General features: G+C 71.3%; 11 protein-coding genes. 10 read left to right on the top strand and 1 reads right to left on the bottom strand.

Annotated features, from left to right (window positions below; genetic code table 11):
• The first annotated feature begins 1 nt into the window (after position 1).
• The 10 genes from RAH40_RS04460 (at position 2) to RAH40_RS04505 (ending at position 13,544) form a co-directional block, all read left to right on the top strand.
• A complete protein-coding gene (locus tag RAH40_RS04460; protein ID WP_306600877.1) occupies positions 2-1,090 on the top strand; it encodes a PdxA family protein in 1,089 nt (362 codons plus the stop codon).
• Positions 1,087-2,919: a PAS domain-containing protein gene (locus RAH40_RS04465; protein WP_306600878.1), complete on the top strand. Its 1,833-nt coding sequence runs from the start codon at positions 1,087-1,089 to the stop codon at positions 2,917-2,919. The genes RAH40_RS04460 and RAH40_RS04465 overlap by 4 nt, the downstream gene beginning before the upstream one ends.
• Positions 2,920-2,928: 9 nt before the next feature.
• Positions 2,929-4,329, top strand: coding sequence for a bifunctional UDP-N-acetylglucosamine diphosphorylase/glucosamine-1-phosphate N-acetyltransferase GlmU (gene glmU, locus RAH40_RS04470; protein WP_306600879.1), 1,401 nt, complete (start codon positions 2,929-2,931; stop codon positions 4,327-4,329).
• A 61-nt stretch (positions 4,330-4,390) separates the two neighbouring features.
• Positions 4,391-5,167: an ABC transporter permease gene (locus RAH40_RS04475; protein WP_306600880.1), complete on the top strand. Its 777-nt coding sequence runs from the start codon at positions 4,391-4,393 to the stop codon at positions 5,165-5,167.
• Positions 5,168-5,174: 7 nt separating this feature from the next.
• A complete protein-coding gene (locus tag RAH40_RS04480) occupies positions 5,175-5,972 on the top strand; it encodes an ABC transporter ATP-binding protein (protein ID WP_306600881.1) in 798 nt (265 codons plus the stop codon).
• Positions 5,969-7,441 (top strand): MlaD family protein, encoded by a 1,473-nt coding sequence (locus RAH40_RS04485; protein WP_306600882.1) that lies wholly within the window; start codon positions 5,969-5,971, stop codon positions 7,439-7,441. Before RAH40_RS04480 ends, RAH40_RS04485 begins: the two co-directional genes overlap by 4 nt.
• 7 nt (positions 7,442-7,448) lie before the next feature.
• The gene (locus tag RAH40_RS04490; RefSeq protein ID WP_306600883.1) at positions 7,449-8,225 is read left to right on the top strand and encodes a DUF116 domain-containing protein; all 777 of its coding nucleotides are present in this window, start codon (positions 7,449-7,451) and stop codon (positions 8,223-8,225) included.
• Positions 8,225-9,115 carry a UbiA family prenyltransferase gene (locus RAH40_RS04495; protein WP_306600884.1) on the top strand — a complete coding sequence of 297 codons (891 nt, stop codon included), beginning with the start codon at positions 8,225-8,227 and terminating at the stop codon, positions 9,113-9,115. Before RAH40_RS04490 ends, RAH40_RS04495 begins: the two co-directional genes overlap by 1 nt.
• Positions 9,116-9,459: 344 nt before the next feature.
• A complete protein-coding gene (locus RAH40_RS04500) occupies positions 9,460-11,745 on the top strand; it encodes a serine/threonine-protein kinase (RefSeq protein ID WP_306600885.1) in 2,286 nt (761 codons plus the stop codon).
• Complete coding sequence (locus RAH40_RS04505; RefSeq protein WP_306600886.1) at positions 11,742-13,544, top strand: ATP-binding protein; 1,803 nt, start codon at positions 11,742-11,744, stop codon at positions 13,542-13,544. Before RAH40_RS04500 ends, RAH40_RS04505 begins: the two co-directional genes overlap by 4 nt.
• On the opposite strand, the gene RAH40_RS04510 is transcribed toward RAH40_RS04505, so the two are convergent.
• A complete protein-coding gene (locus RAH40_RS04510) occupies positions 13,541-14,203 on the bottom strand; it encodes a response regulator transcription factor (protein ID WP_306600887.1) in 663 nt (220 codons plus the stop codon). The genes RAH40_RS04505 and RAH40_RS04510 overlap by 4 nt on opposite strands.
• Positions 14,204-14,235 lie beyond the last annotated feature (32 nt).

Consider the following 14,235-nt stretch of genomic DNA (forward strand, 5'->3'; position numbering starts at 1 on the left):
CATGCCCCTGCCCCGCATCGTGGTCACGCTTGGAGATCCCTGTGGGATCGGCCCTGAGCTCCTGCTCCGCACCCTCCCGGAGCTGGCCTCGGGCGCCTCCGTCGTGGTGGCCGGCGCCCGCGCCGGCGTGGACCTGCTCGCGGGCGGCCCCGTGCCCTTCGCCTGGGATGGGGACCACCTGGTCACCGGCGGCTGCCGCATCCCCTGGATCGACCCCACGCCGCAGATCACGCCGGGCGACCTCGCCCTGGGCCGGGGCGGTGCGGCCTCGGGCCTCGCGGCGGTGGAGGGGGTGCGGGCCGGCGCCCTGCGGGTGCAGGCCGGCCTCGGCGACGCCCTGGTGACCCTGCCGCTCTCCAAGGCCGCCGCCCACGCGGCGGGCTTCGCCATCCCCGGGCACACGGAGTTCCTCCAGGCGCTCGCGGGCTCGCCCATCACGCGCATGGCCTTCGCGAGCCCGGGCCTGTGCGTCGTCCTCCACACCGTGCACCAGAGCCTGCGCTCGGTGATCGAGGAGCTCGACGAAGCCGCGGTGGCCGAGACCCTGTCGTTCGCCGCGGACCGCTTCGCGCAGCTCGCGGGCCGCCCCAACCTGCGGATCGCCCTGTGCGCCCTGAACCCCCATGCCGGCGAAGGCGGCGCCTTCGGCAACGAGGAGGAGCTCCTCGTGCGCGCCCTGGCCCGCGCGGAAGCCGCCTGCGGGGCGGGCGCCTGGTCCGGCCTGCCCTCCCCCTTCCCGCCGGGCCCGGCCCCCGCGGGCTGGGAGCTCTATCCGGGCCGCCCCGCCCGGACGGGGGACACCCTGTCGTTCTCCGGACCCCACCCCGCCGACACCGTCTTCCTGCGGGCCTGGCGCGGCGAGTTCGACCTGGTGGTCGCGCTCTACCACGACCAGGGCCTGATCCCCATCAAGGTCCTGGAGCCGGAGACGGCGGTGAACCTCACCCTGGGCCTGCCCTACGTGCGCACCTCACCCGACCACGGCACCGCCTTCGGCATCGCCGGCCTCTGGCAGGCGGACCCCGCGAACTTCCTGCAGGCAGCCTCCCTTGCGGCAAGGCTGGCGCGCCGCGCCAGGGGGGACGCGTGAGGAGCCAGGACCTGCTCCTGGCGCTCCTGCTGGCGGTCCCGCCCTGGGTGGGCTTCCTCACCTTCCGGTGGAAGGGGCGCGTCGGGCTCAGCTACGGCTACTTCCTGGGCGGAATCCTGGCCATCCTCGCCATCCCCTGGCCCGCCCTGGGCACGCGGGGCCTGCCTTCGGCCCACCTGGGCGGAGCCCTGCTGGGCTTCACCTTCTTCCTGCAGGCCAACCGCGACGGCCGCAACGGCGTGCGGCGCCTGGCGGTGGGGGTGGGCGGGGCGACCTTCTTCGCCTGGCTCCTGGGCACGACCCTGGGCATGGACATGCGCAGCGTGCTGGCCTTCTGGGGCACCGCCATGCTGGAAGGGAGCCTCTGGCTGCTGCTCTCGGACCTGGGGTACCGCCTCACGAAGGGCCGGTGGCTTGCCATCCGCATGCCCGCGGCGGGCGGCGCCGCGTTCCTGACGGCCACGGCCATCTACCACGTGTTCACCCTGGGGACCCCGCCGCTCTCCTGGGCCGCGTCGCTGCTCGCGGGCGTCCTGCTGGGGCTCGTGGCGCTCCATCAGCTGGCCTGGCTCAGGGACCAGGGCATCTGGGTGGAAGGGCGGGGCGACGGCTTCCGCACGGCCCTCTCGGCCCTGGAGGGGGACCGCCCCCCCGAGGGGCCCACCCTCGCCTATGCCATCGAGGCCCGCCAGCCCATGTTCCTGGTCAACGAGAAGGGCATGCTCCTGGAGACCAACACGGCCTTCAGCCGCCTGGTGGGGCTGCCGCGCTACCAGATGAAGGGATTCCTGGTCCAGGACCTCTTCCAGGGCCAGGAGGCGCCCACGTGGGACAGCCTGCGCGCCGAGCTCCTCCAGGACTCCCGGGGCCGGGCCGTGGCCACCCTGGTGCGGCGCGACTCGGGCTTCCAGACCGTTCGGCTGGAGGCGGTGGCCTTCGACCGGAACATGGCCCTGGTGTGGATCGCCGACACCGGCCCGGGCACCCTCGCCCTGCGGGGCGACGGCGTCGTTCCGCTCTACCCCCCGGCCCCCCCGCCCCGCCACGCCGCGCCCCACCGCCTCCCCGCCGTTCCGGCCCTGGAGGCCATGCTGCCCCGCCTCCGGCTGATGCTCCCCGAGGGGATCACCGCCGCGCTGCGCATCGAACCGGTCACCCTCCTGCTGGAGGAGGAGCCCCTGCGCCGCGCCGCCACCCAGATGCTCCTCCACGGCCGCCAGGGCCTGCGCGAAGGCGTGGTCACCCTGTCCCTTTCGGCCATGACCCTCGCCGGGCGCCCCTGGGCGCGCCTCGAGCTCGAGCTGGCCGGCCCGGGCGCGGACTGGGAGGGGGACTTCCTGGGCCTCAGCTGGCTGCACAAGACCGTTCAGGAGTGCTCCGGCATCCTGGAGGTGAACCAGGACGACCGCGGCTTCCTGACGCCCCGCGTGCTCCTGCCGTGCCTGCCCGCGGAGGCCGAGGCGGCCCCCGGGCTCCTCGAAGGCCGGCGGATCGGGATCGTCCACCAGGACCCCGCCGTGCGCAAGGAACTCGCCGCCGCCGTGGCCGAGGCCGGCGGCGCCCCGGCGCCCTTCGGGGACCTGCGGGCCCTCCTGGAGGCGTCGCATCGCCACGCACCCCCCGACGTCCTGGTCCTGGAGCGCACCCGCGCCCTGGAGCGCTGGCAGAGCCGCCTGTGCGGCCTGGGCGGCCGGGACCTCCCCGCCCTCCTCCTGGACGACGGCCGCCCCCTGCCCCAGGGCGGGCGCGCCCCCAGGCGCCTCGCGCTCCTGGAGAAGCCGTTTCCCGGGCCTGATTTCATTCCTTGTATCCTGGCCCTGTTGCAGTAGGAGCATCCCATGCCGACCATCGCCCTCGTTCTCGCCGCCGGCCTCGGCAAGCGCATGAAGTCCGCCCTGCCCAAGGTGCTCCACCCCATCCTCGGCGACCCGTCCCTGCTCTGGGTGCTGCGCGCCCTTCCGGAGGAGGTGCGCCACGCCGTGGTGGTGGTCCACCACGGCAGGGAGCAGGTGGAGGCGGCCCTGGCCTCCTGGGCCGCCGCGGGCCTCCTGCCCTGCCCCGCGACCACCGTGGACCAGGGCGAACCCCTGGGCACCGGGCACGCCGTGGCCCGGGCCATTCCCGAACTGGACCGCCTCGGCGCCGAGCGGGTGGTGATCCTCTGCGGCGACGTGCCCCTCATCCGCCGGGAGACCGTCGCGGCCCTCACCCGCGCCGAGGCCTCCGTCCTGGCCATGGACCTGGACGACCCCGCGGGCTACGGCCGCGTGGTGGAGGCGGACGGCGCCCTGCGGGCCATCGTCGAGCACAAGGACGCCTCCGAGGCCGTGCGGGCCATCCGCCGGGTCAACGGCGGCGCCTACGCGCTGCCCTGGGCGCCCCTGCGGGAGGCCCTCGGCCGGCTCACCAACGCCAACGCCCAGGGCGAGTACTACCTCACCGACGCCGTCGTGGACGTGGCCTCCAGGGTGCGGGTGGCCGTGGACCTCTGCGAGCCCGCCGAGATGATGGGCATGAACTCCCGCGTCGACCAGGCCGCGCTCCAGCGCTTCGCCCAGGAGCGGGTGAACCGCGCCTGGATGGAGGCGGGCGTGACCTTCCTGGATCCCGCCGCGACCCTGGTGGGTCCCCGGGTGGAGCTGGGCCAGGACGTCCTCCTGGCGCCCGGCGCGCGCCTTGAAGGCGCGGTCGCGGTGGGCGCCGGCTCCCAGGTGGGCCAGGGCTGCGTCATCACCGACAGCACCCTCGCCGAAGGCGTCGAGGTGCGCCCCTACTGCGTCATCAACCTGTCGCAGGTGGGCCCGGGCGCCATGCTGGGGCCCTTCGCGCACCTGCGGGAAGGCACGGTGCTGGACCGGGGCGTGCACATGGGCAACTTCGTCGAGACCAAGAAGACCCATATGCATGAGGGCTCCAAGGCCAACCACCTGAGCTACCTCGGCGACTGCGAGGTGGGCGAGCGCACCAACATCGGCGCCGGTCTCATCACCTGCAACTACGACGGCGTCAACAAGCACCGCACCGTCATCGGCAAGGACGTCTTCGTGGGCTCGGACTGCCAGCTGGTGGCCCCCATCACCCTCGGGGACGGCTGCCTCATCGGGGCGGGCTCCACGCTTACGCAGGACGTGCCCGCGGACGCCATCGCCCTGACGCGGGCCCCGCTGACCGTGCGCGAGGGGGGGGCCAGCCGCCTCAGGGCCCGGCTGAAGGCGATCAAGCAAGGAATGAAGCGTTAGGCTACAGTTGTACAAGTGACCAAGGCTCCTCCCACCCCCCCCACCCCCTCCCAGGTACCGAATGATCAGCAGGCTCCTTGAACAGATCGGCGCGAAGATCATCGAGATCCTCGGGGACGTGGGCGACCTCGTGACCCTGGGTCTCCGGACCTTCGCGGGGTTCTTCCGCAAGCCCTTCGACGGACCCAATTTCCTCTACCAGCTCCAGGCCGTGGGCGTGAACTCCGTGCCGGTGGTGGTGCTCACCTCCGTGGCCGTGAGCATGGTGTTCGCCGTCCAGCTCTCCTTCGGGTTCAAGCAGTTCCAGGCCGAGGGCCTGGCCGGGCAGGTCGAGGGCCTCGCGGTGGTGCGGGAGCTGGCCCCGGTGATCACCGGGCTCATGATGGCCGGACGCGTGGGCTCGGCCATGGCCGCCGAGCTGGGCACGATGCAGGTCACCGAGCAGATCGACGCCCTGGAATGCCTTGCGACGGACCCCGTGCACTACCTCTTCGTGCCGCGGGTGCTTGCGAGCCTCGTGATGCTCCCGCTGCTCACGGGCCTGGCCATCTACGTGGGCTACCTGGGCGGCTACGTCCTGCTGGTGTGGGTGCAGGGCCAGAGCGCCTTCGTCTACAGCCAGGACTTCTTCAAGCTCATCAAGGGCAGGGATCTCATCATCGCCCTCATCAAGGGGCTGTCGTTCGGCCTGATCATCTCCATGGTGGGGTGCTGGCGGGGCTACCGCACCCGGGGCGGGGCCGAGGGCGTGGGCAACGCGCCCACCTCCAGCGTGGTGACCTCCAGCCTCTGGATCCTGGTCACCGACTTCTTCCTCACCAAGCTCCTCCTCGTCTGAGCGAACCGTGCCTGTCATCGACGTCTCCCATCTTTCGAAAGCCTTCGGCAAGCTCGTGGTCCTCGCCGACGTCAACCTGGCGGTGGAGGAGGGCGAGAGCTTGGTCATCCTGGGCGGCTCCGGCACCGGCAAGACCGTGCTCCTGCGCTGCATCATGGGCCTCCTGAAGCCCGACTCCGGCCACGTGGCCATCTCGGACAAGGTCATCCAGGACATGACCCGGGACCAGCTCTTCGAGGCGCGCAAGGAGATCGGGATGTGCTTCCAGATGGCCGCGCTCTTCGATTCCATGTCGGTGGAGGAGAACGTCGGCTTCGCCCTGAAGCGCCACACGAGGATGACCAGGGGCGAAGTGCTGGACCGCGTGGACGAGTGCCTGAATCTCGTGGGCCTCAAGGGCACCAACAAGCTGCGCCCCTCGGAGCTCTCGGGCGGCATGAAGCGCCGCGTGGGCTTCGCCCGGGCCATCGCCCTCAAGCCCAAGATCCTCCTCTTCGACGAGCCCACCACGGGCCTGGACCCGGTGATGACCGACGTGATCGGCCGGATCATCATGGACCTCAAGCGGGAACTGGGCGTCACCAGCATCACCATCACCCACGACCTCAAGAGCGCGTTCGCCATCGCCGACCGCATCGCCCTGCTCTTCCGGGGCCAATGCCTTGCGGTCCAGAAGCCCGACGACTTCAAGGTGAACCCCAACGAGGTCATCCAGCAGTTCCTCCGGGGCGACGCCGACGGTCCCTTCCTCCAGGACCCGCCGCCGCCCTCCAAGAAGCCTTCCCCGTCCGAGGCCCACCCATGAGCATGAAACTTGAAACGAAAGTCGGAGCGTTCTTCGTCGCGAGCATCGGCGTCCTGGGCATCCTGATACTACGCATGGAGAAGCTCGAGCTCTTCGCCGGCAACGGGCAGAACCACATCGCCACGTCCTTCGCCCAGGTGGCCGGCCTGAGCCTGCAGAGCAAGGTGCGGGTCGCCGGCGTGCCGGTGGGCGCCGTGACCACCATCGAGCTCCAGGGCAAGACCGCCAGGGTCGTCCTCTCCCTGCCCCACGAGTTCAAGCTCTACAAGGACGCCTCGGCATCGCTGAGCTCCATCGGCATCCTGGGCGAGAAGTACATCGAACTGGACCCCGGGCACCCCGAGGCCGGGGCCCTGCCCACCGACGGCACCATCCCCAGCAAGGCCGGCATGGGCATGGACACGATCATGGAGTCCATCGGCTCCATCAGCCAGGACGTCAAGAGCATCACGGGCGCCCTGAACAAGAGCATCGGCGGCGAGGAGGGCCGCATGAAGCTGGACGAGATCGTGGACAACATCCGCGTGCTCACCGCCGAATTCCGGGCCATGAGCCAGGAGAACCACGGCGCCATCAACGCCACCATGGCCAACGTCCAGCAGATGAGTTCCGAGCTGAGGGAGCGCCTGCCCAGGCTGGCCCAGCAGTTCGAGGACCTCGGAAAGAACCTCAACGCCATGGTCAACGACGGCCGGCCCGAGCTCAACGGCATCCTGAAGGACGTCCACAAGCTCTCCGCCGACCTCCACGTGACCGTCGACAACGTCAACCAGATCACCGGAAAGATGAACCGGGGCGAAGGCACCATCGGCAAGCTGCTCAACGACGAGACCACCGTGCAGAAGATCAACCTCGCCGTGGACAACGTCAACTCCATGCTGGGCGGCTGGAAGTCCATGGACCTGAACCTGGACCTGAACGCGGCCCGCTGGACCAAGCGCGGCGACTCCAAGGTGGGCATCGGCATCGACATCGTTCCCGCCCGCGACCACTGGTACGCGCTCGAGCTCTCCTCCACCCCCGACGGCAAGATCTCCGATTCCACCCACACCGCCACCATCGTCGACCCGAAGACGGGCCTGCCCACCCAGGTGCCGGTCTCCGAGCGGACCATCAACGTCGACCAGGCCTTCACCGTCTCGGCCCAGTTCGCCAAGCGCCTGGCCGAGAACTACGTCTTCACCGCCGGCCTCGTCGAGGGCAAGGGCGGCGTGGGCGCGGAGTTCCGGGCCTTCAACGACCGCTTCCGCTTCGGCGGCGTCGCCTACGACTTCACCAAGCGCGCCGACAAGCCCAACCCCCGCTACCGCCTGAGCACGAGCTACCAGTTCTACAAGGGGTTCTACGCCATGGCCGGCCTCCAGGACATCGCCAATTCCGACCTGCGCACCTTCTTCGTGGGCGGCGGCATCCGCTGGAAGGACGAGGACCTCAAAAAGCTTGTGGGGCTGGCCAGCGTTGGTAAATAATGGCGGGATGACGCAGCGCCCCCTGCCCCTGGAAAGCACCCGGCTGTTCATCGCCGTGCGCCGGGGCGTGCCCCTGGCCCTGGCCGCGGTGCTCATGGCGCTGGCGGTCATCGAGCCCGCCCGCCTCGGTTGGCCGCGTGGTTGGCTCATCCTCGGGGCCATGGGCTGCCTGGGCGAGGTGTGGCCCACCTTCAAGACCGGCCGGGCCTACGCCCGGGCCCGCACCGCCATCCAGCGCTGGGATGCCGGCTGGGTGTGGGCCCTGCGCCCCCTCTTCCGCCGCCTGGGGATGGAGGACGCCTGGATCCTCTCCTTCTGCGCCTGGAACAACCACAAGGTGCGCGGCCTCTTCCGCGACGCCAAGGCCAGGAAGGCCCTGGTGCTCCTGCCCCACTGCATCCAGATGGCCCGCTGCAAGGCCGACGTGCTCACGGACCTGACGAGCTGCTACGAGTGCGGCCTGTGCCCCGTGGGCGACTTCCTGCCCATGAAGCTGAACCTGGGCTGGGAGACCCGCATCTCCAACCGCAGCCACAAGGCCTACCGCGAGGCCCGGGAGTACCGTCCCGACCTCATCGTCGCCGTGAGCTGCACGGACCGGCTCTTCAAGGGGCTGGTGAAGCTCCCCGAGGTGCCCTGCTACGTCATCCCCCTGCAGCTGCCCCACCGCATGTGCGTGGACACCACCTTCTCCGTCCCCCACCTCCTGGCCGCCATGGAGAACCTCGTGGAGCCCAGGGAGGCCGAGCGGGTCGTCCCCTTCCGCCGGGAGGGCATCGCCTAGTGGCCTATCCCGTCCGCAGCGCCTTCGAGCGGATCGCGGGGCCCGAGGCCACCGCGTACCTCCTCCACCTGCGCCCCATGGAGTGGCCCATCATGTCGGCCCACTTCCTCCTGGGGGCGCTGCTGGCCACGGGCTGGCGCACCCCCCTGAAGCCCGCCCTGCTGGGCTGGGTGGTCTTCGTGGCGCTGCTCAACGGCGGCACCCTGGCCATCAACAGCGCCTTCGACAAGGACGAGGGGGACATCGGCTACCTGAAGGCCCCGCCCAAGCCGCCCCGGTACCTGCTGCACATGTCGGCCGCGATGCTGGCCCTGTCGCTCCTCCTGGGCTTCCTGCTGCCGCCGGTCTTCGCCTGGAGCAACGCCGCCTGCGTGGCGATGTCCGTCCTCTACTCGGTCCCCCCCGCGCGCCTCAAGGCCCGGGCCGGCTGGGACCTGGTGATCAACTGCCTCGGCTTCGGCGCCCTGGCCCCCCTGGCCGGCTGGGGCCTCACGGGCCTGCCCGTCACCCCCGGCATGCGGAGCGTGGTCATCGGCTTCGCGTTCCTCTTCGGGGCCCTGTACCCCGCCACCCAGCTCTACCAGATCGCCGAGGACCGCGCCCGGGGCGACCGCACCCTGGCCATCGTCCTGGGCGAGGGTCCCAGCCTGGGCTTCGCCGCGGGCCTGGCCGCCGCCGCGCACCTGTGGTTCGCCTGGGCCGCCCTGCAGTCCGGCCGGAGCCCCCTGCCGATGCTTATTTCACTGGGTGCCTGGCTGGGCGTGCTCCTCCCCTGGTGGGCGAAATGGCGGACGTTCACCAACGCACAGCATGAAGCGGGAATGTACCGGTGCCTGACCGCCTGGGCCATTACCGATGTAAGCATTCTGCTTCTGCTCTGGCCGCGGTGACTTACTTTTCCCCATTCGTTGGAAATTTTGTATCCCCCCAGCCACCCCCATCCATCCGAAAGTGCTGATCTGCAAAAGGCTTTTGGGCTTTTCCTTCGGCGATCCTCGGTCCCCTCGGCGCCGGCGTTAGGCTTTTAGCCGGGTGCCTCGGCGCGAGTAATCTTTTCCGGAAGGGCCTGATGCATTCAAGCGTTTGAATTCGGCATGGATGCCTATGTCCACAACCCTATTGGCACTGAGTCTCCGTCACAGCATACTAGGGCAATGACAAGCTCATCAGATTGTCCATGGCCCACGATGTCCTGAACCTACAACCCATGTGGCTGGATGCCCAATGCCCCCGCATGGGCCGGTACGTCCTGGGCCCGCTTCTGGGCAAGGGCGGCATGGGCGAGGTGCTGGAGGGCTGGGACGTGGTGCTCTGCCGCGTGGTGGCCCTCAAGATCCTGCGGAACATGGACCCCACGGCGGTGATCCGGTTCATGCACGAGGCCCAGGTGCACGCCCGGGTGGCCCACCCCAACATCTGCCGGGTCTACGACGTGGAGGTGTCCGACGGCACCGTCATGATCGCCATGCAACTGGTGAGGGGACTCAACCTGGACCAGGCGCGCCCGGACCTGGCGACGGAGGAGGCCGTCACCCTCATGGCGCAGGTGGCCGAGGGGGTGCATGCGGCCCACCGGCTCAAGCTCATCCACCGGGACCTCAAGCCCTCCAACATCCTCCTGGAGCGGGGTGAGGACGGCCGCTGGGTGCCCTACATCTGCGACTTCGGCCTGGCCATGGCCCTGGACGAGCCGGCCTTCACGGCCAGCAACGGCATCATCGGGACCCCGGCCTACATGGCTCCCGAGCAGTTCCGGGGCGACCGGGCCCAGATCGGACCGGCCACGGACGTGTTCTGCCTGGGCGGGACCCTCCACTACCTGGTGTATGGCCGTCCTCCAGCCGGCTCCTTGGCCTCGGCCGGCGGGCCCGGCGGGAGGAAGCGCACCATCGAGCTGCCCACGAACCGGGAGGTGCACCGGGACCTCAAGAACATCCTCATCAAGTGCCTCCAGCCCGACCCCGGGCTCCGCTACGGCACCGCGGCCAGCCTGGCGGAGGACCTCTGGGCCCACGTGAACGGGGAGAAGGTCAACGCCACCCTCCCCGGTCCCCTGGGCCGCCTCTGGCGCCGGTCGCGCTCCAAAGTGGCCGCGGTCCTGCCCTACGCCCTGGGCGCGGGCGGGCTCCTGTGCGGCGGCACGGCCACCGGACTCTACCTCGGCCACGCCCAGGCCCGGGAGGCGCTCCTGGCCCACCGTTTCGAGGTGGAGATCGGGCAGATGGAGCGGGACCTCCAGCTGGAACGGGCCCAGCCCCTCCATGACCTCCGGCCCGCCCTGATCCGGGCGCGCTCCCGCATGGAGACCCTCCAGGCGGAAATGAAGGCCGGGGACGCAGCCGGTCCCGGCCACCTGGCCCTGGCCCGGGCCGCCCTGCTGCTGAGGGACTACGGCCGGGCCCGGGCCGAGGCCGAGCGGGCCTGGGACGCCGGCGGCCGGGGCCCCGCCTACGCCCGGGTCCTGGCCCATGCCCTGGGGAGCGAGGCCACCCTGGGAGAGGGCCTGGGCGACCCGCCCGATATCGGCCGCCTGGAAACCCTCCTCCTCCAGGGCCGGGGCCTCACCGGCCAGGGGGAAGCCTTCGGGCAGGCCCTCGCGGCCCGCCTGCGCCGGGACGACCCCAAGGCCGCCGCGGAAGGCCTGGCCGAAGCCAAGGCGAACCCCTGGCGGGTGGAGGCGGTGGCTCTGGCGTCCACCAGCCTGTGCGCCCTGGGCCATGCCGCCCGGGACGGCGGGGATCTCCCCGGAGCCCAGGCGAAGTACCGCGAGGCCCTGGAGGCCGCCCAGGGCTGCATCGCCCTGGCCCCCAGCGACGCGCTGGCCCACCACGCCGCCCTGGAATCGGCCAGGAGCCTGGCCGGGCTCCAGCTGGACCAGGGCCAGCTCACCCTGGAGGCCCTGGCCGGATTGGAGGCCCAGTGCCGCCAGGCCCTCCGGCTGGACCCCGGGGACCCCGGGCTCCAGGACGACTGGCTCGGGCTGCGCATCCTCAAGGTCATGAGGCTGCGGGACCTGGGCCGCGATGCGCGGGAGGATCTGGACGAGGCCATGATCTTCCAGGGCACCCGCCTGAAGGAGCCGCTCACCCGGGCCCTGCGCACGGGCCGCATGGCGGTGCTCCTGCTGCAGGCCCGGGCCGCCTTCCAGCGCGGGGAGGACCCCGGGCCGGCCCTGCAGGAGTGCCTGAAGGTCGCCGACCCCGGCCCCTTCCTGTCCCGCGACCTGCGCCGCGAGGCCCTGATCTTCAAGGCCCGGGTGGAAGCCTCCCGCGGCGTGGACCCCGGGCCCACCCTGGGCGAGGCCCTGGCCCGGATCCCCGTCACGGACCACCCCTCCTGGACGGCCTCCCAGAGCGCCTGCGAGGCCTGGCTGGTGCGCGCGGAGTGGGAGGCGGCCCACGGGCAGGACGGCGCAGCCAGCCTGCGCAAGGCCCGGACCTTCATCAACGCCGCCCTGCAGCTCAACCCCGGCTCCCTCCCCGGACGGGCCCTGGAGGCGCGGCTCAGGGGGCGCCCGTGAAGGCCAGGATCCTCCATTCGACGCCCCGGGAGGACGTCGGGAAGGCGGTCGCCGCCCTCCTGGCGGGGGACTACATCCCCTGTGAATCCACCTGGGTCGCCGGGGCCGCGGCCTTCCTTAGCGCGCTCCGGGGCGGGATCCGCTTCGACCTGGTCATCCTGGACTTCGACACCCCGGAGGACGCGGCGTGCCTCCGGGAAACCGCGCGGCTGCATCCCGGGGTCCCGGTGATCCTCCTGTGCGGGGACGACGGGGAGGAGCGGGCCCTGGCGGCCCTGCGCTCAGGCGCCACGGACTACGTGCCCCGCGACCACCTGCGCCGCCTGCCCTCCATGGTGCGCCGCGCCCTGGCGGAGGTGCGGGACGCCGCCATGCGCAAGGAGGCCGAGAGCGCGAACGCGCGCCTGGGTTCGCTCCTGCGGGCCATTCTCGACGCCACCTCCGAAGGCATCCTCGTGGGGGACCTGGCGGGCCGGATCACCACCTACAACCGCAAGTTCATGAGCCTCTGCGGCATCCCGGAGTACATCCTGGCCACCATGGAAATGGACAAGGTGCTCCAGTTCCTCATGGACCACTTCCAGGACCCCGGCGCGTTCATGGACGAGGTGCGCCACCTGGGCGCCCAGTCCGACCGGGAGACCCTGGGCCTGCTGAAGTCCATCGAGGACCGCCAGATCGAAGGCGCGGGCCGGCCCTACCGCCAGGGCGGCGAGACCGTGGGGAGGGTCTTCAGCTTCCGGGACGTGACGGACCGCGAGCGCAGCGCCGAGCGCCTGAAACTTGTGATCAACGCCCAGCGCCCCCTCCTGGAGGCCGCGGCGGGCGCGGGGCTGGTGCTCTGGCACGAGGCCGGCGGGGTCCTGGCGCTGTCGGAAGCCGCCGGGAAGCTGCTGGGCCTGGAGGACCGGGACCTGCCCCGGACCCTGGACGCCCTGGCCGCCCTGGCCCACCCCGAGGACGCCCCGGCACTGCGGGCGGCGCTGGAAGGTCCCGGCTCGGAGCTCGAGGTGCGCCTGCGCACCGCCGCCGGCGCCTGGATCCGCACCGGGTGGGTGCTGAGCCGGGACCCCGGGGGCCGCCGGGGAGGCGCCTTCCGGGACATCACGGAGGGCCGCCTGGCCCGCCTGGAGGCGGAGGCCCGGTCCCGCACCCGGTGGATGACCACCCTGGCCTCCAACTTCGCCCGGGCCCTGCGCACGCCCCTGGAGAACCTGCGCATCCACCTGGGCGCCATCTCCGCCGGGGGGCCGCACCTGGAGGAGGCCCAGGCCTGCGCCGGGATCCTCGCCGGCCTCCTGGACCAGGCCGGCCGGGCCGCCCTGTGCGAGCCCGCGCCGGACCTGCTGCTGGAGCTCAACGCCGTGGTGGAGCGGGTCCGCCCCTGGGCCGAGGGGATCGCCGGGCCCGGCATCACGCTGGGGTGGGACCTGGAACCGGGCCTGCCGTTCCTCCCCATCAGCCCGGGGCGTCTGGAACCGGTCCTCATGAACCTCCTGCGCAACGCCCGGGAGGCCCTGGACGGCCAGGGCGAGATCCGCGTGCGAACCTTCCTGGCCGCGCCCGAACCCGCCGGGACGGAGTCCCCGCGCCTGGTGCTGGAGGTGCGCGACAACGGCCCGGGCATCCCGCCCCGGGTGAAGGACCAGATGTTCGACCCCTACTTCACCACCCGCGACGGGGCCCGGGGCCTGGGGCTGACGGTGGTGCGGTGCCTGGTGGAGGGCGCCGGCGGGAGCATCCAGGTGGACACGGAGCCCCTTCGGGGGACGTCGGTGAAGGTCAGCCTGCCGATCTAGGCCGAGACGAGCCCCTTCTCGATCGCGTAGGCGGTCAACCCCGAGATGTTGTGCACGTTCAGCTTCACCATCAGGTTGGCCCGGTGCTTCTCCACGGTCTTGGGGCTGATGCAGAGGAACTCCGCGATCTCCTTGGACCGGTGGCCCTCGGCCACCAGCTTGAGCACCTCCCGTTCGCGGTCGGAAAGCACGTCGTAGGTCGGGCGCACCGCCTGCCCATCCTTGGAGTTCAGGTACAGTCCCACCACCACGGTGGCCACCGCGGGGCTCAGGTACCGCTCGCCGGCGAGCACGCTCCGGATGGCCGCGAAGAGGTCCGCGCTGCTGGTGTCCTTCAGCACGTAGCCATCCCCGCCGGCCTGGAGGACCGCGTAGACCTGGTCCTCGGCCTTGCTGACGGTGAGCACCAGGACCTTGATCCTCGGGTTCACCCGCTTGATCTCCTTGAGGGCCTCCAGGCCGTTGGTCCGGGGCATGGAGAGGTCCAGCAGCACCAGGTCGGGCAGCAACTCGGAAGCCAGCCGCATGGCCTCCCGGCCGTCCACGGCCTCGCCGACCACCTCGACCCCGGGCATGCGGACCAGGAGTTCCCGGAGCCCCTCCCGCAGGAGGTTGTGGTCCTCGGCGAGGATCACCCGGCACGTCTGGTTTGGATTCATCACGTCCCCCGAGGTGGACCCGGACCGTGGAC

It is taken from the genome of Geothrix sp. 21YS21S-2 (genome assembly GCF_030846775.1).
Classification (GTDB): Bacteria; Acidobacteriota; Holophagae; order Holophagales; family Holophagaceae; genus Mesoterricola.

Excerpts from the sequence above, each read along its gene's own strand:
- RAH40_RS04460 (WP_306600877.1), top strand. The coding sequence starts at position 2 with ATGCCCCTGCCCCGCATCGTGGTCACGCTTGGAGATCCCTGTGGGATC.
- glmU (WP_306600879.1), top strand. The coding sequence starts at position 2,929 with ATGCCGACCATCGCCCTCGTTCTCGCCGCCGGCCTCGGCAAGCGCATG.
- RAH40_RS04475 (WP_306600880.1), top strand. The coding sequence starts at position 4,391 with ATGATCAGCAGGCTCCTTGAACAGATCGGCGCGAAGATCATCGAGATC.
- RAH40_RS04485 (WP_306600882.1), top strand. The coding sequence starts at position 5,969 with ATGAGCATGAAACTTGAAACGAAAGTCGGAGCGTTCTTCGTCGCGAGC.
- RAH40_RS04490 (WP_306600883.1), top strand. The coding sequence starts at position 7,449 with ATGACGCAGCGCCCCCTGCCCCTGGAAAGCACCCGGCTGTTCATCGCC.
- RAH40_RS04500 (WP_306600885.1), top strand. The coding sequence starts at position 9,460 with ATGGGCCGGTACGTCCTGGGCCCGCTTCTGGGCAAGGGCGGCATGGGC.
- RAH40_RS04510 (WP_306600887.1), bottom strand. The coding sequence starts at position 14,203 with ATGAATCCAAACCAGACGTGCCGGGTGATCCTCGCCGAGGACCACAAC.